Source organism: Planctobacterium sp. AWM4_229, from assembly GCF_056160305.1.
The window spans coordinates 143,146-167,875 of sequence record NZ_JBSWWX010000008.1; the positions used below are offsets into that span (position 1 = coordinate 143,146).

A 24,730-nucleotide genomic window follows, 5' to 3' on the forward strand; every position below is an offset into this window, starting at 1 on the left:
TTTACATAGAATTATTGATTCAAACCACTATGTAAGCCGCGTCGATAGGCTCCGATGGCGGGAATACAAGCAACAAGGAAAGTAGCCACAATGACTATCGTTGCAATAAGCAAGGAATCGCTATTCCATACATTGCTACTGATAAATAAGCCGTAGTGTTCGCTCAACCATGCGCTGGAAAAATGCAGCGTAAGCCAAACCAATACCAATGACATTAGGGTGGCACAAAGAGATATCAAAACAGCCTCTGTTTGAATGAGCAAAAATAACAGTCCCGGTCCAGCACCTATGGCTCGCAATACTGCGATTTCTTTGTGTCGCTCCCGCATTGAGGCAAGTAGCATAGTGGTCAATCCAAACAGCGAAGATAGTAAAATCAGCAAGGAGATAAAGCGCAGTAGATTTTCTACGGTGCCCAGCATCTGCCAAAGCTCTGATAAGGCGACTCCAGGTAAAATAGCTAAGAGCGGTTCAACGCGATAATTATTGATGCTGCGCTGCACACTAAAGGTGGCAAATTTGGAATTTAAGCCCAGTAAAAAAGCAGTAATGCTCTTGGGTTGCAGCTGCACTATTGCTTCTGGGCTGTCGGGATCGGCCAATATGGCTGCTATTTTGGGGCCTGACAGGTGTACTAGCTCCAGTGATTCAAGGCTAACGTGCACGGTTTGATCTACGGGAGTGCCTGTGGCTTTCAAAATGCCTGTTACCACAAATGGTGCATCGTCATGGTTGCTGAAACTAACGCTGCCCACACCGTGAGCAATGGTGATCTTATCGCCTACCTTGTAACCCAGTTTTTGTGCGACTTCAGCGCCCAGAACGGTTTCGGTTAAGCCAATATTTGGCTCGCCATCTCGCAGTTCTAGTGTTTGTTTGTTGCCGTAGCGGAAATGAGTAAAGTAGTCAGTGTTGGTACCCATCACACGGTAACCTCGGTGGGAGTCGCCCAAGGAAATGGGAATGGCCCATTTGACCTGTTTGTCTTTCTGGATGCGTTCATAGGTGGCCCAATCGATATTATTGGTGGCATTGCCAATGCGAAATACCGAATACAGCAAAAGGTTGAGCTGTCCGGTTCTGGCACCCACAATGAGATCTACACCCGATACCGTGCGCCCGAAGCTGTCTTTGGCTTCTTTGCGAATATGTTCGACGCTGAGCAATAGACTGATACTTACCAGTAGTGATAGCAGGGTCAAGATAACCGAGCTTTTACGGCTTTTCAGGCTTGAAGAGGCAATACTGAAAATCATGCGTTAGCTCCTGCTAATGCGGCCTGATTTATCTCAGTTAAGCTCACACTGGTATCGAAGTAGCTCTTTAAGCCAGGATCATGGCTGACAAAAATCAGAGTACTTTGTGCCTGCTCACAGCTGGCCAGTAATAACTGCATAAAGCTATCCCGTGCTGTGGTGTCCAAGGCTGATGTGGGCTCATCCACAATCATCAGCTCAGGCTGGTTGATCAGCGCCCGTGCGATGGCAACTCGCTGTTGCTGACCAACGCTTAGCTGGGTGGCCTGCTGTGATAATACGCTAAGAGGAAGCTGCAGTTGCGTGACAATAGACTGAATTTTGTTATCCATATGGTTATTAATGTTGTTGCCTAACCAGGCTGCAGCGCGAATGTTTTGCTCGACGCTCAAATAAGGGATCAAATTAAACTGCTGAAACACCACACCAATGTGTTGTGCGCGAAACTTGTCTCTTTTGCGGGAGGATAAAGCGCTCACTTCTTGCCCGAGTATATGGATTGTTCCGGAATCGGGTTTTAAGGTGCCGGCTAAAAGATTTAACAAGGTACTTTTACCTGAACCAGAAGGCCCATAAAGAAACACTTTTTGGCCTGCGTCGATACGCCAGAGGGGGATATCAATGAGTTTGTTATCCCTGGACTTATCGTATTGAAAACACAGATTTTCGATACGGATTTGTTGTTCTTTTGCCGTTTCAGTCATGATGGGTATTTAGCTTAATCTGGTTTTCAGGGTTGTGCTGAGTTCAAGCTTGCCCTGTTGTGCAAATTCAGAGGTGTCTGGATAGATCAGCTCTAATCGCGAGTCATCGCTTTCATCTATTTCCACGCAGCTTAGTATGTCTTCCGCTTTATTGAAACCAAAGATACCCCGTTCAGTAATAAATACCCCTTTCAAGCGCTCTACCGAAACGGAACTCAACAGGCTAAATACCAGATTAAAATCAAAGATGTGGCTTCCATCATAGATCCACCCCTCAGTAATAAATCCATCTTTTTGATGCTGCGTATACGCCGCCCCCTCTTTGACTAAGCTGTCCTGCCAGGCTGGAGTAGCAGAGCTGCTGTGACCATGATGGTGATGCGATGGTGGTGGTACTTGTCGAGCGGTGGGCTTTGCAAGGTGAGCAAAATCAATTTTGCCTTGTTCAGTAATCAGCAGTTCTTTGTCGTTCAAGTGCAGCTCTCGCAGGGTATTCGTCATGGTAGATATATCGTCTTCTACGTACAAGTCTGCTTTATTGGCCACTAAAATATCTGCAATTTGCAATTGCTGCTTAAAAACTGGATGTTGGTAATACTTTTTTTGATTGAGTTTACGGGCATCAAACAAGGTCATCACAGCCATCAGTTGCATCACCTCGCGATTGTGCTCGCTTTGCAGCTCAGCGATGACTTCTTCCGGGTGACCTAACCCTGTAGGTTCAATGATGATACGGTGCGGTCGACTGCGACTAATTAGCTGTGCCAGTGCAATTTGCATCGGCAGTCCTGATGTGCAACACATGCAGCCGCCGGGGATTTCTTTGATAAAGACCTGTTGCGCTTCGTTACTCTCAGAGCCAAGTAATTTGCCATCAATACCAATTTCACCAAATTCATTAACCAGTATTGCCCAGATTTCATGTTCAGGCTTTTGGGCCATTAAATGGCATATCAAGGTGGTTTTACCTGATCCTAAAAAACCAGTAATGATATGGGTAGGAATAGGGGAGGAGATGGCTTGTTTCACAATGACCTGAACTCGTTTTGGATAATGTGATATTGTAACAATTACTTGGAAAAGATACAGTGCTTTTGTTTTATTGTGTGGCCTGACAAAAGCGTATTGTTTGAATAAGAGTATTACTTGTGGTTTCACCTTTTTCTGATAATTCAGTTTCTTTAAAGCGCTTATTACCAACCTTCGTTGTAGTCTTGTTGTTTTTTGGTATGGGCCTTACGGTCGCACTTCACAAACCGTGGGATTGGTTTGCACTGGATAATAATACTCTTTATCAATCGGATGATTTCGACTCGACGGTCGTTTCGGTCGCCATCAGCTGGCAGTCTTTGCTCGGCAATACTGACCGACAGTTGCTTCAAAATCTACGTGACAAGAAAACTCAATTAAAGCAACAGTTTCCCCAAGGTACGGATCTCGCTATGGAATCTGAGCTATTAGCCTCAGCCTTAACAGCGCAAACCTGGCAATCACTGGATGGGTATCAAATCAACGCTGAGGTGGTGGGGCAGTATGTCAGTTTACCCGGTTTTTTGGTGCCGCTTGAGCTGAACGAGGGTAGGGTAAAAAGCTTTTTCATCGTTCCCTATTACGGGGCGTGCCTGCACTATCCACCACCGCCACCCAATCAAATTGTGTATGTGCAGTTGCCAGACTATATTCCCTTACCCGATATGCAAGTGGCTTGGCAATTCACCGGTAAGCTCAACGAAACATTGTTTGAAGACCCGTTAGGAACGTCCGCTTGGGGTATGGATGTGGCAGTTATTTCAGCCTATTCTGCCCCCGCAGATGATGTGCGAATTCACTGAGAACTGAACCGACAATTCCTGCTAAACACTGATATGCTCCAGTTTGTATTGCAATATCGGACGATACAAATCCACGCATTCTTCACCAATTTTGATAAGGGCTTCTGCTTTGTCGAAGTCCATAATGCCGTAGTCTGATAGCTTGGGTTGGATAACAAGGTCAGGTGGATCGCCTGCCAACTGTGAACGGGTAATCCTGTCTTGCATAATATCGATACAGCCCGACATCACCGCAAATACATCAGGCGTTCTGGCCTTCTCCTGTTTGCGGTTTTTCATCTGTTGTAGGTAGTTTTTACCGGACAGCAATAATTTATCGAACTGATTCATCTCATTGCCGGGTTGGGCTACGTAATCCAGCGGCTTTTCGGGGATATCAAGCTCTGCTTCTGGTTCTGCATTGGGCAGTACCTTTTCCTGGTTTTTGGCACCTAAGTTGGATTTATCTGAGTTGAGATCAATGGCGATTACAAAATCTGCCCCCATGGCTTTACACAACGAAACTGGCACAGGGTTAACGGTAGCGCCATCCACCATCCAGCGGCCCTCATATTCATAAGGAGCCAAAATGCCGGGAATAGCACAAGAGCAGCGCAGTGCTTGTTTCAACGAGCCCTGGGTAAGCCAGGTTTCTCGTCCTGTGAAGAGATCTGTGGCGACTGCACCAAATGGCATGCTGAGATCTTCAAAGTTAACATCACCAATGGTTTCGGTGACTTTATCAAAGACTTTTTCACCGCTGATAAGCCCGCCATAGCCCAGTCCCCAATCCAGCAGGCTGAACACTTGCCAGTTATCGAGACTTTGTACCCATTCTTGCAGTTCATTGAGTTTGCCACTGGCCAGCGCCGCGCCAACCAGTGCACCGATTGAACTGCCAGTGACAATATCCGGCTCAAACCCAATTTCTTTCAGGCGGTTAATAATACCAATATGGGCCCAGCCTCTGGCGGCACCACTTCCCAAAACCAAACCGAGTTTCATATAAATCCCCTGTACAAACTGACTACTCCATAGTTGTGGATTATTTGTTGAATTTAAAGGTTAATACCCAAACTATCTCAAAATACTCGACTTCAGCGGGAGAATAAAAGGATTTAGGCAAGGCAAATTGGAGAATGCATGGTTGTTCTCACGTCGAACCAATTTAACACATCATAAATTCTTTTAAGCCTCGCCCTTCGGGAGCTTCACAGCGCTTCCATTACTGTGTTGCACTTGTTTGAAAGGTAGCCGACATTCCTTCTCAAGTGCGCCTTGTACTGAAAGCGCTGTGATAGCTCTGAAGCAAGCATCTTGAGGTAGCTTGGGTATGAGTTAAATTTTTATTGAGCAAAAAACAGCAATGGCGCACTATTGGGCCTGAATTTTTTTGAGTCTCACCTGACTTAAGGATAAATAATGAGAAAACAAATACTTGCTTCTTTAGTTGTACTGCTGGCGCTCACTGGCTGCAGTAAGAATGAAAACTCAGAGACGTTGACCACGCAATCCTCTGAAACAGCAAAAGTGGAACAACAAAAATCCGCTAAAACCGATATTCAAGTGGGCAAAGATTACCATTCGCTATCTAATCCGGATGAAATCAAAGTGACTCATGTGTCATTGGATTTGACTGTGGATTTTGAGCGTAAGGTATTAGCGGGCACTGCGGAGTTAACAGTAGAAAAGATAAAAGCCAATGTTAAAAGGTTAGTTTTGGATACCCGTGATTTGACTATAAAGTCGGTTACAGCTGGTGATAAAACCGTGGCTTTTTCCCTGTTAGAAGAGGATCCTTATTTGGGCACGCCGCTTTTGATCAGTGTGCCTAAAGATGTAAATAAAGTGACAGTAGCCTATGAAACCTCGCCTGATGCGTCTGGCGTGCAGTGGTTAACACCACAGCAAACCGCAGGCAAACAGCAGCCATTTTTATTTACTCAGGCGCAAGCGATTCATGCGCGTAGCTTTATTCCTTTACAAGATACGCCAAAAGCGCGTGTGACCTATGATGCCGTGATCAGAACGCCGAAAGAATTACTGGCGGTGATGAGTGCAGCGAACGATCCCGATACCGAGCGAGACGGTGTGTATGAGTTTAATATGCCGCAACCTATCCCCTCGTATTTAATCGCGTTGGCCGTGGGAGATCTTGAATTTCAGGCCATGGGGGAGCGCACTGGCGTCTATGCGGAAGCCAGCTGGTTAGATCGTGCTGCTGCTGAGTTTGAAGACACCGAAAACATGCTGATCGAAACCGAAAAGCGCTATGGGGAATATAGCTGGGGTCGTTACGACTTGCTGATATTGCCACCTTCATTTCCGTTTGGTGGTATGGAAAACCCGCGCCTTTCATTTATCACACCAACGGTTATTGCTGGGGATAAGTCGCTGGTAGCGTTGATTGCTCACGAGCTGGCTCACTCTTGGTCAGGCAACACTATCACCAATGCCACCTGGCGTGATTTGTGGTTAAACGAGGGATTTACCACCTATCTGACTTATCGCATTATGGAATTCATTTATGGCACTGATCGCTACAACATGGAGTTAGTGTTGGGGGCGCAAGACCTCGCTGCCGATATTTCCGGACTGCCAGAGAAAGATCAAATCCTGGCCATTGATTTGCGCGGTCGTGATGCTGACGATGTATTTAGCAACATCCCGTACGAAAAAGGTGCGCTGTTTTTACGCGAACTGGAAGGCAAAATTGGTCGCGATAATTTCGACCAGTTCTTACTGAATTATTTCGAACACTTTGCATTTCAGAGTATTACCACAGAACAGTTTATCGCTTATCTGGATGAAACCTTGTTAGCGCAATATCCACAGCAGCTGGACAAAACCCGAATTCTGGAATGGATCTTTGAGCCGGGCATTCCAGCAGGGGCACCAACTGCCAGCTCAGATGCCTTTACGGTAGTGGATAGTGCTCATAAAGCCTGGTTGTCGGGTGAGGTGAAGGCCGCAGATATCGATACGGCCAACTGGAACTATCATCAGTGGAAGTATTTTGTTGATAATCTGCCTGAGACCATGACGGTTGAGCAAATGTCTGAGTTGGATGCAGTGTTTAATTTTACTGGTCATCAAAACAATGAAATTGCTCATAGCTGGTTGTTGCACGCGATTAATAATGAATACAAAGTGGCTTGGGACAGGCTCTATGACTATCTCACCACAATAGGGCGTAATAAGTTGGTAAAACCACTTTATGCGGCTCTGTCTAAAACACCAGAGGGTAAAGCCTTCGCTAAAAAAGCCTTTGATGTAGCGAAAGTGGGCTATCACCCGTTAACCATTAGTGCTAACGAAGGTTACGTGCAGTAACCTTCAATTATTTCGAAGGCACATTTAAATCTGATTTGTCCGATTGGCCGTTTAAATGTGCCCGACATAAACGGCATTCACTGCATCCCTGTAGTGTAGGTCCTGCTTTAGCTGGACAGCATAAATTGAATCAACCACCGTTGTCCGCATAAATGCGAACCTACAATCGAACCTAAACATACCTGTAGGTTCTGCTTGAGCGCCATGGATGGCGTGAATGTCTTTTTGGCAGGGAGCAAAAAAAGACCAGCTGGACACGACTATTAGTTTTAACCTCCATGTTCCAACCATCCGTCTAAATGTGGTCGGCAAAAACGATCAAATACAGCGAATTTCAGTTTGCTCATGAGGTTTGCTGTTGTTTTAATGAAAGCTCACTCCAATTGTACAAAGTATCGATTGGAGGTGTTTCGGGGAAATCCTGATAAAACCGGGCAATAGCCTGTTGTTCATGAGCGAGTAGCTGTTGCATTTCCTTGTCAGGAACCGATGTCTCAGAGGGAGCGGGAATCAGGCTGACTTGAGGGCTAAAATGCCGTAACCACAAATACCCTCGCTGTATGTGAAAATCAGACGTCACCAGATAGACGGTTTTTGCCTTAAATAAACGCATGATATCGGCACAGAGTTTGCCATCTTCATAGGTATTACGGCTGGCGGCGTAAGGTAAAAACTGTTCTGGTGTCACACCATTGGATTGCAGCCATTTTTGTACATGCAGAGCATGCGGGAAGACATGTTGATTGAACCTTGGACCCCAGCCGCCAGTACACACTATCGGTGTCCCAAATTTTTGCGCGGTTTCTAGCCCTTTACGGGCGCGTTGCTGCATGATGGGGTGCAATTGCCCTTCAGGCGAATTCTTGTAACCCAACAGTACAGTAACGGCCTCACACTGAAAGTGACATGCGCCAGAGGTTGTGATCTTAGTCATTGTCTATCCGTAAAGTCAGGCGCGGCCAGCGCGCCAGCCATTGTTTGCTTTCCACTCGTTGTTGAAAAAGCGACAAGGGTCTTTTGTTGTTCCATGTTATACAGCAATCAAATAAAAAGCAGAGTCCCCATGGTGCGATGAATTCACACTGCTGTTTTGAGTCCAATCTAACACCCACGGCGGTCTCTTTTTCTGGCCAACAAGACATCGCCTCCGCACAGCCTGAGTAGGGCGCATGTTGATGTTTTAAATGCATTCTGGCCTGGTTCTTTACATCCCAAGAAACTGCTGGAAATTGTTGCAGCAAATTGCGTTCGGCGTTCTTTTCATCATCTGAGTGCTCGGCATTGAAGTACAGTATGTCAATATCATTAAGTTCTGATGACGCTTTGTGATGTAGTTTATCCCACACCAAATTGCGTAAAAAACCCGCTGCCACGTAGCACTCAGGCAAAGCCAGTGCTCGAACGGCGTGAAGTACCTGCATGCGAAAGTGATCAGCCTGTAACCATGCACTAATTTTTTGCTGCGCTTCGAACTCTGTCATACTCAGAATTGTTTGCTTAAGGCGTTAATAAGGGCAAAACCCGCTGAAAGACTACATACGGTTAATAGAATAGGTCGAAAGCGGTTATCAACAAGGTGTTGTAATTGTTTACCAGCCCAAAAGCCCAGAAGGGAGATTGGCACCATAGTTAAACTGACCAGCAAGGTGGAGGCGTTTAACAACCCAGCCAGTTGATAGCCTATGAGACTGATCACACAACTATAAACAAAATAAACGGATAAGTTTGCACGGGCGCTAACCGCACTGCCATGTTGCATTACCAATGCCATCGGCGGACCTCCAATACTGGTGGTGGTGCCGGTTATACCCGAGACAAATCCTGCAATGCCCAAATTGGTGGCGTTGGCGGGAAAGGGTTTTAACCACAGCGACACAATAACCGTAAGCAGTACCATGGCAGCGACAGTCATTTGCAGAACGCTAACTGACATGATTAATAGCAACCAGGTACCCGCGATTGTACCGGGCAGGCGGGTGATAAAAGCAGGAGCCATGGCTCGCCATTGGATAGCTGCTCGTTGTTGCCAGGCACCGCTCAAGCTCACAACAAAGGCTGAGACTGCCAAAATGTAGGGCACCCATTCAGGTTTGAGAATAACTATCACTGGCGCAGCAACAATTGCCATGCCAAATCCAACCGCGGCTTGAATGGTACAGCCTAAAAACAATACCAGAGCGCAAATCAGCCAGGCTGTATCAAGATCGGAAAACATAGAACTTTTGCTACCAATATAGTGAAATGAAGCTGACCAGGAGTATATGATTTTATATCTCTTGAATACACCAATAGTATCATTGATGGAATATTAGGTGGTTGTTGTATTTATTAAATCAGGTAGCTATATTTACCTGAATTTTTGCTTGGATTACTTCTTATGAAAATTAATACTTTTATTCTACTACTTTTATGTTCCTTACTCTCCGTTAAAGCAGTCTACGCCGAAACCTGTAATAGCTCCGGAACAGCGCTGATCCCTCATTGGTTTAAAAATTCTGCTAATCAAACACGGTTCTGGGTAAGCAATGTTTCAGATGCAGATGTTTATGTCACGGTAAACCTGTTCAATAATGATGGTTCGCTTTACACGGAACAATCTGAAAGTGGAGATAACATTTTGATTAGCAACTTTCCAGTTGAACCAACAGATTCCCCTGCTCTTTTGTTACCAAAAGCCGCTGGAAATTTTGTTTTAACTAATCGCGGTAGTAGTAAGTATGGGCATGGTGAAATAACTTGGAATTCACAAACTTGTTTACCTCATGCATTAATCGTCACCTTCGAAAATAACTGGGTAGGAAGCAGTGCTTACGGTAGAGGAATGTTTACCATTAATAATGGTGTTCCTTTCTAAAAATTGTTCTTGTTACTTCTGTTTTTGGGAGGTCAAGAAACTTCGACAATATTTACAGGTAAAGCATCCCCAATTAACGGAACCTTACAACGATGAAAAAACACGCAGTCTGCGTGTTTTTTCATGTGTTTAAAGTGATTAAACTTGTATGATTTTTTAACCACGTTTTTGACGTAATCGCCAATTCTTATGAGTTTTTTTAATTGTCAGAACATCCAACTAGATTTCAAAATACCAAATCCCTCTGAATTTAATGCTTTGAGGGCAGCGCAGGGATGGCGCTGTATGACAGAACTGCAGACTACCCAGGCGCTGAATAATTCACTTTATGTTGTGTGCGCCAGAGTCGACGGACAACTGCAGGGCTTTGCCAGAGTAATTGGTGATGGCTGTATGTATTTTTACATTCAGGATGTGATGGTCCATCCTGATATGCAGGGGCAAGGAATAGGTCATTCTCTTATGATTGAAGTTGAAACCTGGTTAAATAGACAAGTGAGTTATGGTAGTACCATTGGATTGTTGGCAGCCAAAGACAAAGAGGGATTTAATCGTCGCTATGGTTATATAACTCGTCCGGGAGAGAATACCGGTGCGGGCATGTACCGATTTATTGATTAATACGAGAATCCTCAAGTATGACAATAGAACACAAATTTAATGGTTTGGTTTTAGCCGGAGGGCGATCCTCTCGTATGGGACAGGATAAAGCGCTGCTCACTTTCCCAAACGGCAACACCCTGATGCAAAATGCCGCGCAGTTGTTATCTTCTATAGGCGCTGAGCAGGTATTTATCAATCATGCCGATGCACCTCAAGGAACTGGTTTTAAAGAGGACTTCCCTGGACGCGGGCCGGTATCGGGAATACAAGGGTCTCTCAAGCGATGTGTTAATTACCCCTTGTTGATCTTGCCTGTTGATATGCCCCTGATGACGGCAGAAATGCTAAAGCTGATGGTTGCAGAGGCTAGCATTCGACAATCCAGTGTTTATTTTTCTGAGCAATGTTTGCCCCTGTTAATTTATCAGCCACAGCAGGCTCTCAACTTCACTACCGAGTTGCTGCGATCAGGTGAAAATCCCTCAATCTGGAAAGTGGTGCATGCAGTTAAGGCACAGGCTATTGAATTTGAGCATCAAAGCGCATTTCACAACGCCAATAACCCAGCACAATGGCTAGAGTGTTTGCAAACATTAAAAGGCTAGTGCTCCTCAATCTTGTACCTGTTTTATGAATGTATGCCCCAAAATTGTGCGCTTGCTGCTATACCATTGAACCTGAACTTACTTTAAGTAACTGAATTGAATAGATAAAAATGAATGGCTCAGGAGTTGCTTAAGCAAACACCTGATGTGTTTGCAATTGTTCATTTGTCTCTTTTAAGTCATGTCCGAATCTGAATCGCACCAACCTTTACGGGTACTGCTCATTGATGATGATCCACAGCGCGCTGTGGCGCTATCTGCCGCCTTGGACAAATCCCGATATCTGGTGGAGCACATGATTGGTGCTGATGTGTCATTGCTAAAGCAGGTGGATGCGTTACAACCGGATGTGATCATCATCGATATTGAATCGCCCAGTCGCGACATCCTGGATTCTTTGCACACCCTGAATAGCTTTAATCCCAAGCCCATCGTGATGTTTTCTGAACAGGAAGACACCAATACCATTAATCAATCTGTGCATTGCGGAGTCAGTGCCTATGTTACCCGTGAAGTGAATACTAGCCGCGTGCGCTCTATCCTGGATGCTGCGGTCGCGCGCTTTCAGCAAATGCAATCATTGCGCAATCAGTTGCACGAAACACAACAAGAACTCGCCTCTCGTAAGGTGATTGAAAGAGCCAAGGTTTTGTTGATGGAAACCCGAAATCTCTCTGAAAACGAGGCCTATCAAATGATCCGTAAAATGGCCATGGATAATGGCCAACGCATGGAGCAAGTCGCAAAAAACATGATCGATATTATTACCACTCTCTCAATGTAGGCGAAACTATGGTACAGGCAGAAATAACAATGGCGCAGCCAGATAAAACAGAAGTTACCATCGGATTTATGCCATTAAGTGATTGCGCGCCGCTGGTGGTGGCTCAGAAGCTTGGTCTGTTTGAACGGCAAGGGCTTATAGTCAAATTGGAACGGCAAAATTCCTGGGCAACATTGCGAGATAAGTTATTGGCTGGCTATCTGGATATGGCTCAGATGCTGGCACCCATGCCGCTGGCAATCCATTTGGGCTTGGGTAATGTTGCAGAAGGGATGTCGGTGCCTATGGTGTTAAGCTATAACGGCAATGGTATTACGCTGTCAACGCAACTGTTTTCTGAAGTATTGGCGGCCAACAGTGCCCAAGCACAAACCGTGCTCTCAGAGCCCATGTCAGCGAGTATGTTAAAGCCCATTGTGGAACACAGAAAATCGACAGGCGTTGATAAGTTGTGTTTTGCTACCGTATTTCCCTATAGTTGCCATTATTATCAACTTGCTGCCTGGTTACATCAGGGCGGGATCTCGCTTGAAGATGTTGATATTCGCATCATTCCGCCTTCCGGGATGGTGCAGGCCATGGGCAATAATGAAATCGATGGCTTCTGTGTTGGCAGTCCCTGGAATGCCGTGGCAGTGCGGGCGGGCATTGGTGTTACCGTCATTGCGTCCCGAGAAATTTGGCATAACACCCCGGAAAAGGTCTTGGGGGTGACGCGTAACTGGCAATTACAACATCCGCAAACTCTGTTAGCGGTCACTCGTGCACTAAGACAAGCTTGCCAATGGTTAACCGGGGGGCCAAATCGCTTTGAAGCCGCAAGGTGGTTATCTGAAGCAGGCTATGTGGGTGCAGAACTGGAAAACATTGCTCCAGCGCTACTTGATAGCTGTTTGACTCAGCAAGGCGCAGTACCGCGCGAAGTACCGGGACATACGATATTCCATCAAGCTCAACAACAAAATCAAATGGCGCAGGAGCAAGGGATATGGTTGTTACAACAGATGCAGCGTTGTGCGCATCTCGATGCAAGCATCGATGTGCAGCAAGTGGTTTCTCAAGTGTACTAATTGGTATTAATTTGCACCGCAGTAGTGCCTGATTGCACAAAAAGGATCTCATAACCGAGGCGCTCGGTCGTAACGTTCTCATTAACTATCTGAAAATAAAGGTTTTTTAAAGTTGGCACTAAGTGTGCAATCTGAAAGTTGGAACTATCAGAGTCTGATAAGAATAATAATAAACTCGTAAACAACATACTTCGATGCACTTTCAACGTGTGATAGCGCATCGAACAGGCAAAGCAGCCCACAGAACAATCTTCATCTTGAAGCTTGCGCTGTGGGCTTTTTTTTGGCTTTTTAAAAAGAGGACAAATGATGTTAAGCACACATTGGTTAAAGTACTTTAAGCGCACACTGTGCGTGGCAATGTCATCAATAACATTGCTGTCGACTGCGGTATTCGCAGATGGGGATTGGCCAGAAAAAGAAGAGCTTAAGCTGGGTTTTATTAAGCTGACCGATATGGCACCACTGGCCATTGCCTACGAAAAAGGCTATTTCGAAGATGAAGGCTTGTACGTTACCCTGGAAGCACAGGCCAACTGGAAAGTGCTGTTAGACAGAGTGATCGACGGGCAGCTGGATGGCGCTCATATGCTAGCCGGGCAACCACTGGGTGCAACAATTGGTTTTGGTACTCAGTCTCATATCGTTACTGCTTTCAGCATGGACTTAAACGGCAACGGTATCACGGTATCAAACGATATCTGGGCACAGATGAAACAGCACATCCCCCACGAAAATGGCAAGCCGGTGCACCCTATTAAAGCTGACGCCCTCAAGCCAGTGGTGGATTCCTATATCGCACAAGGCAAGCCGTTTAACATGGGCATGGTATTTCCGGTGTCTACCCACAACTATGAGCTTCGTTATTGGTTAGCGGCTGGCAACATTCATCCGGGTTTCTATGCGCCCCATAAAGGTGATATTAGTGGTCAGATCGATGCACAGGCGCTGTTATCAGTCACTCCACCACCGCAAATGCCTGCGACAATGGAAGCGGGAACCATCTATGGTTACTGTGTGGGCGAACCCTGGAATCAACAAGCGGTGTTTAAAGGTATTGGTGTGCCGGTGATCACTGACTATGAAATCTGGAAAGACAACCCGGAAAAAGTGTTCGGTGTCAGTAAGGAGTGGGCAGATAAAAATCCCAACACTCACAAGCGTTTAGTTAAAGCGCTGATCCGCGCGGCGATGTGGTTGGATGCCAATGACAACGCGAACCGTCCTGAGGCGGTAAAAATTCTGGCTAAGCCACAATATGTAGGCGCAGATGCAGACGTGATTGCTAACAGCATGACCGGCACCTTTGAATACGAAAAAGGTGATAAGCGCCTGGTTCCGGACTTCAATGTCTTTTTCCGTTATAACGCGACTTATCCCTACTATTCCGATGCTATCTGGTATCTGACACAAATGCGCCGTTGGGGCCAAATCAGTGAGCAGAAGCCCGATGAATGGTATTTCGATATCGCAGAGAAGGTCTATCGCCCGGACATCTATGCCCAGGCAGCACAAGATCTGATCAAAGAAGGCCTAGCTAGCGCAGACGGTTTCCCGGATTTTTCTAGCGAAGACGGCTTCCGTGCACCGCAAACCCATTTTATTGACAACATCACCTACAACGGTAAAGCACCGAACGCCTATCTGGAGAAGTTCTCCATTGGCCTTAAAGGTGAGCAAACCCTCTGACCCCGGCTTCGTGTCTCTGTAAATGAGCATGTGAGTTGAAGCGGAGCAATCCACACAAGGACGTGTACTTTTTTAGAACCAGACAGAAGTGGAATCTGTCTTTGAACAATGATTAACAACACCCCGGAGTATTGTCATGAGTAAAACGGCAACCTTGCAAAAAGTGACATTCCTGAAACTACCTGAGCCGCTGGTGAATAGCATCTGGCTGCTGAAACTCAAAGGCGCATTGTTGCCATTAATTGGTCTGGCCATTTTTTTGGTCATGTGGAATATCACCGCCAAGAATATTGATACCTCGCTGGGACAATTCCCGGGGCCTGTGCAAGTGTACGAGCAGAGCATCAACCTCTGGAACGAACACCAAGCTGAACAAGAAAAAGCGGCGGCGTTTTACCAACGCCAGGAGCAGCGCAATGCCAAGCGAATGGCGGCAGATCCGAGCTATCAACCTAAGATCCGTCCCTATACCGGTGCGCCCACCTTTTTCCAGCAAATCTGGACCAGTCTATACACAGTGTCGGTGGGCTTTTTAATCGCGTCTTTAATTGCGGTACCTGTGGGCATCTTATGTGGCTTAAGTAAGTCGGCCTATGCGGCCATTAACCCACTCATTCAACTGTTTAAGCCAGTTTCGCCACTGGCCTGGTTACCGCTGGTAACAATGGTGGTGAGCGCGGTGTATGTCAGTGATGACCCGATGTTTTCCAAGTCTTTTTTAACCTCGGCATTTACCGTGGCCCTGTGCTGTTTGTGGCCAACTCTGATTAACACGGCTGTGGGCGTGTCCAGCATTCCTGAAGATTTGGTTAACGTCAGCAAAGTATTGCGCCTCAGCGCCATGTCTCATGTGCTGAAAATCGTATTGCCTTCATCCATTCCCATGATTTTCACCGGACTGCGTTTATCGCTTGGCATTGGCTGGATGGTGCTGATTGCTGCTGAAATGCTGGCGCAAAATCCGGGACTAGGGAAATTCGTTTGGGACGAATTTCAAAACGGCAGCTCGGAATCTCTGGCCCGCATTATGGTGGCGGTATTGGTGATTGGCGCTATCGGCTTTTTCCTGGATCGCCTGATGTTGCTGGTGCAGCGCAAGGTGAGCTGGGACAAATCACAAAATTTACGATAACCCTGCCTGAAAAAGTGGAGAGATAACATGAGAAAGCATTTAGAACTGACCCAGGTGGGCATTGAATTTCCGACCCCGAAAGGCCCTTTTGTGGCGCTGGAGGATGTCAATCTGAACATTGAAAAAGGCGAGTTCATCTCCCTGATAGGTCACTCTGGTTGTGGTAAGTCTACGGTATTGAATATTGTGGCGGGCTTATATCAGGCCACCACTGGCGGCGCCATTTTAGAAGGCAAAGAAGTCACCGAACCTGGTCCCGAGCGAGCGGTAGTGTTTCAGAATCACTCCTTATTGCCCTGGTTAACGGCTTACCAAAATGTTGAGCTAGCGGTGAAACAAACCTGCAAGCACATGAACAAGCAAGAAAAGCAGGAATGGATATTACACAACCTTGAGCTGGTACACATGAGCCATGCCAAGGACAAGTTACCAGGGGAAATTTCCGGCGGTATGAAACAGCGTGTGGGGATTGCCCGGGCGCTATCGATGGAACCACAAGTGTTACTGATGGATGAACCCTTTGGTGCACTGGATGCACTGACCCGTGCCCACCTGCAAGACTCGTTGATGGAAATCCACGCTGAGCTGGGCAATACCGTGATCATGATCACTCACGATGTTGACGAAGCTGTGTTGTTATCCGACCGCATTGTCATGATGACTAACGGACCTGCTGCCACCATCGGTGAAGTACTGGACATTTCGCTGGAACGACCTCGTAATCGCATCGCACTCGCCGATGACAAGCAATACAACCATTATCGCCATGAAGTATTGAGCTTCTTATATGAAAAGCAGCGCAAAGTAGAACCTGTCGCCAGCAAAAAATCCCAACAAAAGCCGGTTGAAAAACCGGACGCAGCGTGAACAGGAGAACCACTATGAGCGAACATATAAACATCGTTGTGGTAGGTAATGGCATGGTAGGCCATCATTTTGTGGAGCAAATGGTGCAAGCATCACCCTATGCCAGGATCACGGTATTAAGTGGTGAGCCACGACTTGCCTACGACCGCGTGCATCTTTCTGAGTTTTTCAGCGGTAAAAGTGCAAAGGAACTAGCACTGACCGACGAAGCCCATTACCAATCCTTAGGCGTTGATTTTCATGTGAATGCCAAGGTGGTAGAAATTGATAAATCTGCTAAAACCGTCACCACTGAATCCGGACAGTGTTTTAGCTGGGATAAGCTGGTACTGGCTACGGGCTCGTTTCCTTTTGTGCCGCCAATCCCGGGTCACGAACAGCCTCATTGTCTGGTATACCGAACCATTGAAGACCTGGAAGCCATTCAATCCTCTGCCGGCCAAAGCAAAGTAGGCGTAGTCGTGGGCGGTGGTTTATTGGGGTTGGAAGCGGCCAATGCTTTGAAAGAAGCGGGCCTTGAAACCCACGTAGTGGAATTTGCACCGCAATTAATGGGGGTGCAGTTAGACGAAGGCGGCGGTGCTTTACTCAAGCGAAAAATCGAAGAGCTTGGGGTAACAGTACACACCAGCAAAGCCACCGAAATTATTGAAGCGGGTGACAATACTCGCTATCAACTGCGCTTTAAAGATGGTGCTGTACTTGGCACTGACATGGTGCTTTTCTCTGCGGGAATTCGCCCACAAGATGCCTTAGCCCGCAGTTTTGAGCTGGAAATCGGTCCGCGTGGCGGCATTGTGGTAAACAACCAATGCCAGACGTCTGAGACTGACATTTATGCCATCGGCGAATGCGCACTTTGGAACAACTTTATCTTTGGTTTAGTGGCACCCGGCTATCAAATGGCACGAGTAGCAGCAAGTCATATCGCAGGAGGCGATTTGGCGTTCACTGGTGCAGATATGAGTACCAAACTTAAACTCCTGGGTGTGGAGGTTGGGTCAATTGGCGATGCTCATGCCAGGACACCGGGTGCCCTTACTTACATTTTTGAAAATCAACCGCAGCAGATTTACAAAAAAATTGTGGTGGATGCCAAACAAGAAACCTTGCTTGGCGCTGTGCTGGTGGGTGATACCAGTGACTACGACACCTTGCTGCAATTTGCACTCAATGGCATGACCTTGCCAGAACAACCTGAGTCCTTGATTTTACCGGTTTCAGACGGTGCGGTACCTGCCATTGGTGCGGGTAGCTTGCCCGAAACCGCTACCGTGTGCTCCTGCCACAATGTATCAAAAGGCGACATTATCGGTGCTATGGATGGAGGTGCTTGTGATCTCGGCAGCATCAAGAGTTGCACCAAAGCCAGTACCGGTTGTGGTGGTTGTGCTGCACTGTTAAAGAACGTGGTGGAGACTGAACTGGAAGCCCGAGGCGTCGAGGTCAAAAAAGACGTTTGTGAGCACTTCGCTTTCAGTCGTCAGGAGCTTTACCACATGATTCGGGTGGAGCAAATAAAGTCTTTTGATGACTTGCTGGCGATACATGGCAAAGGCCATGGTTGTGACATTTGTAAGCCCACTGTGGCGTCAATTTTGGCCACTGCCTGGAACGACTACGTATTGAAAAAGCCCCACATTGGTTTGCAAGATACCAATGACCGTTATCTGGGCAATATGCAAAAAGATGGCACCTACTCGGTTGTGCCGCGTATTGCAGGTGGGGAAGTGACGCCGGACAAGCTTATTGTTTTAGGAGAAGTCGCCAAAGAGTTCAACTTGTACTGCAAAATCACCGGTGGGCAGCGCATTGATTTATTTGGCGCACGCCTGGAAGAGTTGCCCGTTATCTGGCGCAAGCTCATCGACGCGGGGTTTGAAACCGGCCATGCCTACGGTAAATCTCTGCGCACCGTTAAATCTTGCGTTGGCAGTACCTGGTGTCGTTACGGCGTGCAGGACAGTGTTGGTACCGCCATCAATATTGAAGATCGCTACAAAGGACTGCGCTCACCCCACAAAATCAAAATGGCCGTGTCAGGCTGTACCCGCGAATGTGCTGAGGCACAGAGCAAAGATGTGGGGGTTATTGCCACCGAAAACGGCTGGAATTTATACGTGTGCGGCAACGGTGGCATGAAACCTCGCCATGCTGACTTGTTTGCTACCGACCTGGATACCGAAACTCTGGTGAAATACATCGACAGATTTTTGATGTTTTATTGTCAGACTGCGGATCGCCTGCAGCGCACCTCGGTGTGGCTGGAAAATCTGGAAGGCGGATTGGATTATCTGAAACAGGTGATTATCCAAGATAGCCTGGGCATCGCACAAGAGCTTGAAAGTCAGATGGTCGCTGTGGTGGGCACTTATCAGTGTGAGTGGAAAACCACCGTGGAAGACCCCGAAGCGTTGAGGCGCTTCCGACAGTTTGTGAACAGTCCAGACCAGGATGACAACGTGGTATTTGTGCAAGAGCGCACCCAAATTCGCCCAGCCACTAAAGCCGAAAAACAGGCCTATTGGACGGAGCAAAAAATTGCGGTGCTGGATGCCGCCAGCACCGATAGTGTCAGTGTCGAAACCACTGATAAAACCCCAGCGTAACAGGAGAAATAAGATGAACTGGTTACCCTTATGTCACCTCAACGATCTTATCGATAACGCAGGGGTTTGCGCCAAAGTTAATGATTTACAAGTGGCCTTGTTTAAATTCCAGATCGATGGTGAAGCTCAGTACTTTGCTACCGGGAACTGGGATCCCATTGGCGAAGCTAATGTCATGAGCCGCGGTATTCTCGGCTCATTACAAGAAGAACTGGTGGTAGCATCGCCCTTGTACAAACAACATTACTCTTTGAAAACCGGCAAGTGCCTGGAAGATGAGAGTAAACAGATCCCGGTTTATTCATTGCGCGTCGTGGGCGAGCAACTGGAAATTCAGGCCTAACCCAGCAATAGCGAGCGTAGTCAGTTGATGAATTTGCCGGTGAACAATCCAACCATGCTGGAATCATTTCCCAACCTGCGACGCACAACGTGCCCCTATTGTGGGGTAGGTTGCGGTGTTGATGCCCAGCTGACGGTGGCCAATGATGAAAAGGGCAAGCTGTGCCAGCAACTTGTGAGTGTCAGTGGTACGCCTGAGCACCCGGCTAACTTTGGACGCTTGTGCGTCAAAGGCAGCAAGCTGGCTGAAAGCAACACCCTGAGCAATCGCATGTTACATCCCACCATTAAAGGTGAAAAAGCCAGTTGGGAAAAGGCGATAGCGACAGTGGCCAGTCGATTCACTGACATCATTGCTGAGCACGGCCCCGATGCGGTGGCCTTTTATGTGTCAGGACAATTACTGACGGAAGATTATTACGTTGCCAATAAGCTTATGAAGGGTTACTTCGGCAGCGGTAATATCGATACCAACTCCAGGTTGTGCATGTCTTCGGCCGTTGCTGGCTACAAACGCGCTTTTGGTGCCGATGCCGTGCCCTGTTGTTATGAAGACCTGGAGCAAACCCAGTTATTGGTATTCACTGGCAGTAATGCTGCCTGGACCCACCCGGTGTTATATCAGCGCATTGAGCGAGCCAGGCAAATTAATCCCGCTCTCAAGATAGTAGTAATTGACCCTCGTGAAACCGCTACCTGTGACTTGGCCGATTTGCACCTGGCCATCAAACCCGGCTCAGATGCTGCGATTTTCAACGGATTACTGCACTATTTGAACAGTCAAAATGCCCTGGATACGGATTTCATTAAACGCCACACCGAAGGTTTTGCGCCTTGCCTGGAAGAAGCCGCACAATGGTGTATTGAGCGAGTCAGTGAGTTTAGCGATGTACCAGCAGTGCAACTGCGTCAATTTTATCAGTGGTTTATGCAGACTCGCCGCAGTGTGACGTTCTATTCTATGGGCGTTAATCAGTCCACCAGTGGCGTGGATAAATCCAATGCCATTATTAATTGTCATCTGGCTACAGGAAAAATCGGCAAACCTGGCTGTGGGCCGTTCTCTATCACCGGGCAACCCAATGCTATGGGGGGGCGCGAGGTTGGTGGGCTGGCAAATATGCTTGCGGCCCACATGGATATTGAAAACCCCGCTCATCGCGCTTTGGTTCAAAGCTTTTGGCAATCCCCTACAATCGCTAAAAGGCCTGGTTTGAAAGCTATGGATTTGTTTAGCCAGATTCAACAAGGCAAAGTGAAAGCCGTTTGGATCATGGCTACTAACCCCATCGTGAGTATGCCGGATAAAGATGCCGTTGCCGCAGCTCTGAAACAATGCGAAATGGTGGTAGTGTCTGATTGTGTGGCCAGCAATGACACCTTATCCTTTGCCGATGTGTGTTTGCCTGCCACAGGTTGGTCTGAGAAAAATGGCACGGTGACCAATTCAGAGCGTCGCATCTCCAGACAGCGCGGTTTATTGGCTCCCGCCGGCGAAGCCCGCCACGACTGGCAAATCATTTGTGACGTGGCAAAACAGATGGGCTTCAGTGGTTTTGACTTTCAGTCCAGTTGCGACATTTTTAACGAACATGCTGCGCTATCTGGTTTTGAAAACAATGGCCGTCGTGATTTTGATATTTCAGGACTGGGTCACTTGTCACTGCGCCAGTACGACAACCTGGCACCCATCCAATGGCCCATTACCCAATTTAGTCCCGAGGGCATGAAACGCCTGTTTACTGATGGCCACTTTTACACCGCTAGCGGCAAAGCGCAGTTTATTGCCATCAAGCCGGTATTGCCTCAGCAGCAAACTGATGATGCCTTTCCTTTGGTCTTAAATACTGGCCGTATTCGGGATCAGTGGCACACCATGACTCGCACCGGGAAAGTGGCGCAATTAAGTCAACACATCGACAAACCCACGCTGCATATTCATCCCAAAGATGCCCAAATGTACCTTATTGAAGAGGGACAACTGGTCAAACTGCGGGGTAAACATCAAAGTGAGCAAGGTAATGAGGAATTTTGTTTATTGACCGCTGTGCTCGATAAAAAGCAGCGCCGCGGTGAACTGTTTGCACCAATGCACTGGAATCAAGAATATGCATCCCATGCCAATGTTAACCGCTTGGTGGCGGCGGTGGGTGACCCAATTTCCGGCCAGCCTGAACTCAAAGCCGCTGCGGTGGCGATAGAGCCGTGGCACGCAGCACAGTGGGTGAGCATTGTCAGTCGAGAATACATTGAGCCACAAGTTCTTTCACAAACCCAGGCCTACTGGCACAAGCAGGTGCTGCAGCAGGGCGTCTGTTATCAAATTGCATTCGATAAATTCGATGAAAGCCAGCGTCAATGGTTAAAAACATTGATTCACGTGGAACATCAGCAACTTAGGCTGCAGCAGCCAGATAAAACCGGATACCTGATATTGAAGGATAAAAAACAGCTGCAAATGCTGCTTTGGCATGGAACTCAACCATTAAATCATAATCCTGCCTGGTTCGAGCATTTGTTGTCCCAAGAGGAATACAGCGACGAAACACTGGTGGATGTGCTGAAGAATCAGGCATCTGTGGAATATCAGCAAGGCAAACTGGTATGTAGCTGCTTCCAGGTTAGAGAAAAAACCATAACCGATGCCATTGCTGCCGGTGCTCAAACCGTTACGCAATTGGGTGAACAATTACAATGTGGTACCAATTGCGGCTCCTGTAAATCGGAATTGGGCACCTTACTAAAACAACATCAATCAGAATTAAGTCTGAATGCCGCGCCATCGCTTGAGTTGGCTCAGGAGGTGATATGAGTTTTGCTACTGCCATTCTAAGTGCGCTTGATAAGATGCAACGGCGCAATAGTCAATCGGGTTGGTCCCTTAAAAAGTGGTGGCACCGAGGTGCTCAGCATAACGCTAACCAGTGTCACAATTGGCACTCAGGAACCGGTGAAGTCTTTATCGTAGGTGCAGGACCTGGGGATGCTGAGTTACTAACACTCAAGGCTTATCGCTTACTACAAACCGCAGATGTGGTGTTGTTCGATTGGTTGGTGTCTGAAGAGCTATTACGCCTGATCCCGACTTGTGCCATTCGTCAGTTTGTGGGTAAGCGCTGTGGACAGCATTCTTTTGAGCAACAAACCATATGTAATTTGATGGTGGAGCACGCTCGGTTGGGCCGCAAAGTGGTGCGCCTGAAGGGAGGCGACCCATCGGTATTTGGTCGGGTGAGCGAAGAGTGTGAAGCGCTGCAACAGGCAGATATTCCCTTTGCCATTGTGCCAGGTATTACCGCTGCCTCTGGTATGGCTGCGTATTCTGGTATGCCATTAACCGACCGCCGCTACGCACAAAGCGTTCGCTTTATTACGGCAACGCTGAAAAACCCTGAAGATGAACCAGACTGGTCAGGCATGGTGGCGCAAAACGCCAGCCATAAAACTCAAGACACTTTGGTTTTTTATATGGGGTTAAAGCGTATCGCTGTTATAGCCCAGCGTTTGATGAGCCACGGCATGGCCGCAGATATGCCTTGCGCTATCGTGGACCAGGCTACACAGCAATCTCAAAAAGTGATTCACGGAAAACTGAATTCCATCTCGGAAAAGCTGGCTCAACAGCCAATTGAAGGTCCCGCGCTGCTGGTTGTAGGCAGAGTCACTGAAACGCCATGGACTGTAAATCTAAATTTGTTGCGCGAGGAGGCCAGTCTTTTCAGCTAATTTTTTAAACGCAAAAACGTTCCCGACAAAACACCCAAGCTAAACGGCAGTCCGGATGATCGCCTGCTAGCCATAACAACACACAACCAGAGCAACAAGCTCTAGCAAGAGGAACACACAATGCGTACTCATTTGAAATTATTATCTATCGCGGTTGGTTTGGCTTGTACTCCGGTACTGGTTCAGGCGAACGAATCAGGTGTCAGCTCCGTGGCTGAGGCAATCACAGAAAGTAGCGTGAAAACCATGTTGCGTTATCGCTACGAGGGTGTCGATCAGGATGGGCTGGATGAAGATGCTAGCGCCAACACCTTGTTGGGACGCTTAACTGCCAGCACGGCAAAATACAATGGCTGGCAAGCGCTAGTGGAGTTTGACTATGTTACCGAGCTACTGGATAAGGATTACAACAATACCATCAATGGCAACACCACGTATCCGGTAGTGGCAGACCCTTCGGGTTCGGACCTCAATCAGTCTTATTTAAAATATACCTCTCAAGCGGGGACTTCAGCCACTTTCGGTCGGCAACGTATTAACCACAACAATCAGCGTTTCGTTGGTGGCGTGGCCTGGCGTCAAAACGAGCAAACCTTCGATGGTGTGCGCGTTGAGTCAGAGGTGGCTGAAAATTTTACGCTGGACTATGCGTATTCTTACCGGGTGAATCGAATTTTTGGTTCGAAAAACCCCAATGGCGATCTGGATGTCGATTTGCATATGTTTAACGTCGTTTATCAACCTGCAAAAGGTCACAAAATTGCGGGCTTTTACTACAGTATGGAGTTTGACGATGCCCTGGCACTGTCTAATAGCACCGCGGGCTTTGATTATAACTTCAATGGCAAATCCGGTGATATTGGCTACGGCTTGCATTTAAGCTATGCCAGCCAAAAGGATACCGGTGACAATCCGGTGGATTATTCTACTGATTATTATGCCATTGACGGTAGTGTTAAGGTTTCTGGAGTTACGTTTGCGGCTGGTATTGAAGTACTCGGTGCGGATAACGGTAAAGGTTTTCAGACGCCGTTGGCCACCCTGCACAAGTTTCAGGGCTGGACGGATAAATTTCTCGGTACGCCGGGTACAGGTGTTGAAGATACCTGGTTTAAAGTGGCTACTAAACTCGGTGGCGTATCTGTTGCGGCCATCTATCATCAGTTTGATGCTGAAGAAGGTAGCGCGGATCTCGGTAGCGAATTGGGACTAGTGGCAAATTATGGCTTTGCCAAACATTACAAACTGACGGCCAAATACGCCAGTTATGATGCCGATACCCATGCCACAGACACTGATAAAGTGTGGATACAGTTGCTGGCCAAGTATTAGTACTCTATTGAGA

General features: G+C 47.3%; 22 protein-coding genes. 15 read left to right on the forward strand and 7 right to left on the reverse strand.

Annotated elements, in window-relative coordinates; all coding sequences use genetic code 11:
• Positions 1 to 11: 11 nt before the first annotated feature.
• Genes ACXAGP_RS18260 through ACXAGP_RS18270 form a run of 3 tightly spaced genes read right to left on the reverse strand, consistent with a single transcriptional unit; the run spans position 12 to position 2,989 of the window.
• Positions 12 to 1,256 (reverse strand): ABC transporter permease, encoded by a 1,245-nt coding sequence (locus tag ACXAGP_RS18260; protein WP_475262988.1) that lies wholly within the window; start codon positions 1,254 to 1,256, stop codon positions 12 to 14.
• Positions 1,253 to 1,960, reverse strand: coding sequence for an ABC transporter ATP-binding protein (locus tag ACXAGP_RS18265; protein WP_475262989.1), 708 nt, complete (start codon positions 1,958 to 1,960; stop codon positions 1,253 to 1,255). Before ACXAGP_RS18265 ends, ACXAGP_RS18260 begins: the two co-directional genes overlap by 4 nt.
• 9 nt (positions 1,961 to 1,969) lie before the next feature.
• Entirely contained in the window at positions 1,970 to 2,989 is a 1,020-nt protein-coding gene (locus tag ACXAGP_RS18270) for a CobW family GTP-binding protein (RefSeq protein WP_475262990.1), read from the reverse strand.
• 119 nt (positions 2,990 to 3,108) lie between these two features.
• On the opposite strand from ACXAGP_RS18270, the gene ACXAGP_RS18275 reads away from it, so the two are divergent.
• A complete protein-coding gene (locus tag ACXAGP_RS18275) occupies positions 3,109 to 3,792 on the forward strand; it encodes a DUF3299 domain-containing protein (protein ID WP_475262991.1) in 684 nt (227 codons plus the stop codon).
• Between the two features lie 21 nt (positions 3,793 to 3,813).
• Here the strand turns inward: ACXAGP_RS18275 and rssA are convergent, their stop codons facing one another.
• Positions 3,814 to 4,776, reverse strand: coding sequence for a patatin-like phospholipase RssA (gene rssA / locus ACXAGP_RS18280; RefSeq protein ID WP_475262992.1), 963 nt, complete (start codon positions 4,774 to 4,776; stop codon positions 3,814 to 3,816).
• 417 nt (positions 4,777 to 5,193) lie between these two features.
• Here rssA and ACXAGP_RS18285 point away from each other — a divergent pair, with 417 nt between their 5' ends.
• Positions 5,194 to 7,104 carry a M1 family metallopeptidase gene (locus tag ACXAGP_RS18285; RefSeq protein ID WP_475262993.1) on the forward strand — a complete coding sequence of 637 codons (1,911 nt, stop codon included), beginning with the start codon at positions 5,194 to 5,196 and terminating at the stop codon, positions 7,102 to 7,104.
• Positions 7,105 to 7,447: 343 nt separating this feature from the next.
• Here ACXAGP_RS18285 and ACXAGP_RS18290 read toward each other — a convergent pair whose 3' ends face one another.
• Genes ACXAGP_RS18290 through ACXAGP_RS18300 form a run of 3 tightly spaced genes read right to left on the reverse strand, consistent with a single transcriptional unit; the run spans position 7,448 to position 9,319 of the window.
• Positions 7,448 to 8,038, reverse strand: coding sequence for a YdcF family protein (locus tag ACXAGP_RS18290; protein WP_475262994.1), 591 nt, complete (start codon positions 8,036 to 8,038; stop codon positions 7,448 to 7,450).
• Positions 8,031 to 8,585, reverse strand: coding sequence for a nucleotidyltransferase family protein (locus ACXAGP_RS18295; protein WP_475262995.1), 555 nt, complete (start codon positions 8,583 to 8,585; stop codon positions 8,031 to 8,033). Before ACXAGP_RS18295 ends, ACXAGP_RS18290 begins: the two co-directional genes overlap by 8 nt.
• Positions 8,586 to 8,587: 2 nt before the next feature.
• Entirely contained in the window at positions 8,588 to 9,319 is a 732-nt protein-coding gene (locus ACXAGP_RS18300; protein ID WP_475262996.1) for a sulfite exporter TauE/SafE family protein, read from the reverse strand.
• Between the two features lie 162 nt (positions 9,320 to 9,481).
• Here ACXAGP_RS18300 and ACXAGP_RS18305 point away from each other — a divergent pair, with 162 nt between their 5' ends.
• The 13 genes from ACXAGP_RS18305 (at position 9,482) to ACXAGP_RS18365 (ending at position 24,717) form a co-directional block, all read left to right on the forward strand.
• The gene (locus ACXAGP_RS18305; RefSeq protein WP_475262997.1) at positions 9,482 to 9,958 is read left to right on the forward strand and encodes a hypothetical protein; all 477 of its coding nucleotides are present in this window, start codon (positions 9,482 to 9,484) and stop codon (positions 9,956 to 9,958) included.
• Between the two features lie 285 nt (positions 9,959 to 10,243).
• Positions 10,244 to 10,579: a GNAT family N-acetyltransferase gene (locus ACXAGP_RS18310; protein WP_475262998.1), complete on the forward strand. Its 336-nt coding sequence runs from the start codon at positions 10,244 to 10,246 to the stop codon at positions 10,577 to 10,579.
• A 17-nt stretch (positions 10,580 to 10,596) separates the two neighbouring features.
• Entirely contained in the window at positions 10,597 to 11,166 is a 570-nt protein-coding gene (gene mobA / locus ACXAGP_RS18315; RefSeq protein ID WP_475262999.1) for a molybdenum cofactor guanylyltransferase, read from the forward strand.
• A 181-nt stretch (positions 11,167 to 11,347) separates the two neighbouring features.
• Positions 11,348 to 11,950, forward strand: coding sequence for an ANTAR domain-containing response regulator (locus ACXAGP_RS18320; protein WP_475263000.1), 603 nt, complete (start codon positions 11,348 to 11,350; stop codon positions 11,948 to 11,950).
• An 8-nt stretch (positions 11,951 to 11,958) separates the two neighbouring features.
• Positions 11,959 to 13,020 carry a CmpA/NrtA family ABC transporter substrate-binding protein gene (locus ACXAGP_RS18325; protein ID WP_475263001.1) on the forward strand — a complete coding sequence of 354 codons (1,062 nt, stop codon included), beginning with the start codon at positions 11,959 to 11,961 and terminating at the stop codon, positions 13,018 to 13,020.
• Positions 13,021 to 13,380: 360 nt separating this feature from the next.
• Positions 13,381 to 14,709 (forward strand): CmpA/NrtA family ABC transporter substrate-binding protein, encoded by a 1,329-nt coding sequence (locus ACXAGP_RS18330; RefSeq protein ID WP_475263094.1) that lies wholly within the window; start codon positions 13,381 to 13,383, stop codon positions 14,707 to 14,709.
• A gap of 136 nt (positions 14,710 to 14,845) precedes the next feature.
• Positions 14,846 to 15,841, forward strand: coding sequence for an ABC transporter permease (locus tag ACXAGP_RS18335; protein ID WP_475263002.1), 996 nt, complete (start codon positions 14,846 to 14,848; stop codon positions 15,839 to 15,841).
• Positions 15,842 to 15,868: 27 nt separating this feature from the next.
• A complete protein-coding gene (locus ACXAGP_RS18340) occupies positions 15,869 to 16,708 on the forward strand; it encodes an ABC transporter ATP-binding protein (RefSeq protein WP_475263003.1) in 840 nt (279 codons plus the stop codon).
• 14 nt (positions 16,709 to 16,722) lie between these two features.
• The gene (gene nirB, locus ACXAGP_RS18345) at positions 16,723 to 19,317 is read left to right on the forward strand and encodes a nitrite reductase large subunit NirB (protein ID WP_475263004.1); all 2,595 of its coding nucleotides are present in this window, start codon (positions 16,723 to 16,725) and stop codon (positions 19,315 to 19,317) included.
• A 13-nt stretch (positions 19,318 to 19,330) separates the two neighbouring features.
• Positions 19,331 to 19,660, forward strand: a complete 330-nt coding sequence (nirD, locus tag ACXAGP_RS18350; RefSeq protein WP_475263005.1) for a nitrite reductase small subunit NirD — start codon at positions 19,331 to 19,333, stop codon at positions 19,658 to 19,660.
• A 39-nt stretch (positions 19,661 to 19,699) separates the two neighbouring features.
• The gene (locus tag ACXAGP_RS18355) at positions 19,700 to 22,471 is read left to right on the forward strand and encodes a nitrate reductase (RefSeq protein WP_475263007.1); all 2,772 of its coding nucleotides are present in this window, start codon (positions 19,700 to 19,702) and stop codon (positions 22,469 to 22,471) included.
• Complete coding sequence (gene cobA / locus ACXAGP_RS18360) at positions 22,468 to 23,385, forward strand: uroporphyrinogen-III C-methyltransferase (protein ID WP_475263008.1); 918 nt, start codon at positions 22,468 to 22,470, stop codon at positions 23,383 to 23,385. Before ACXAGP_RS18355 ends, cobA begins: the two co-directional genes overlap by 4 nt.
• 120 nt (positions 23,386 to 23,505) lie before the next feature.
• A complete protein-coding gene (locus tag ACXAGP_RS18365) occupies positions 23,506 to 24,717 on the forward strand; it encodes an alginate export family protein (RefSeq protein ID WP_475263009.1) in 1,212 nt (403 codons plus the stop codon).
• The last annotated feature ends 13 nt before the right edge of the window (positions 24,718 to 24,730 follow it).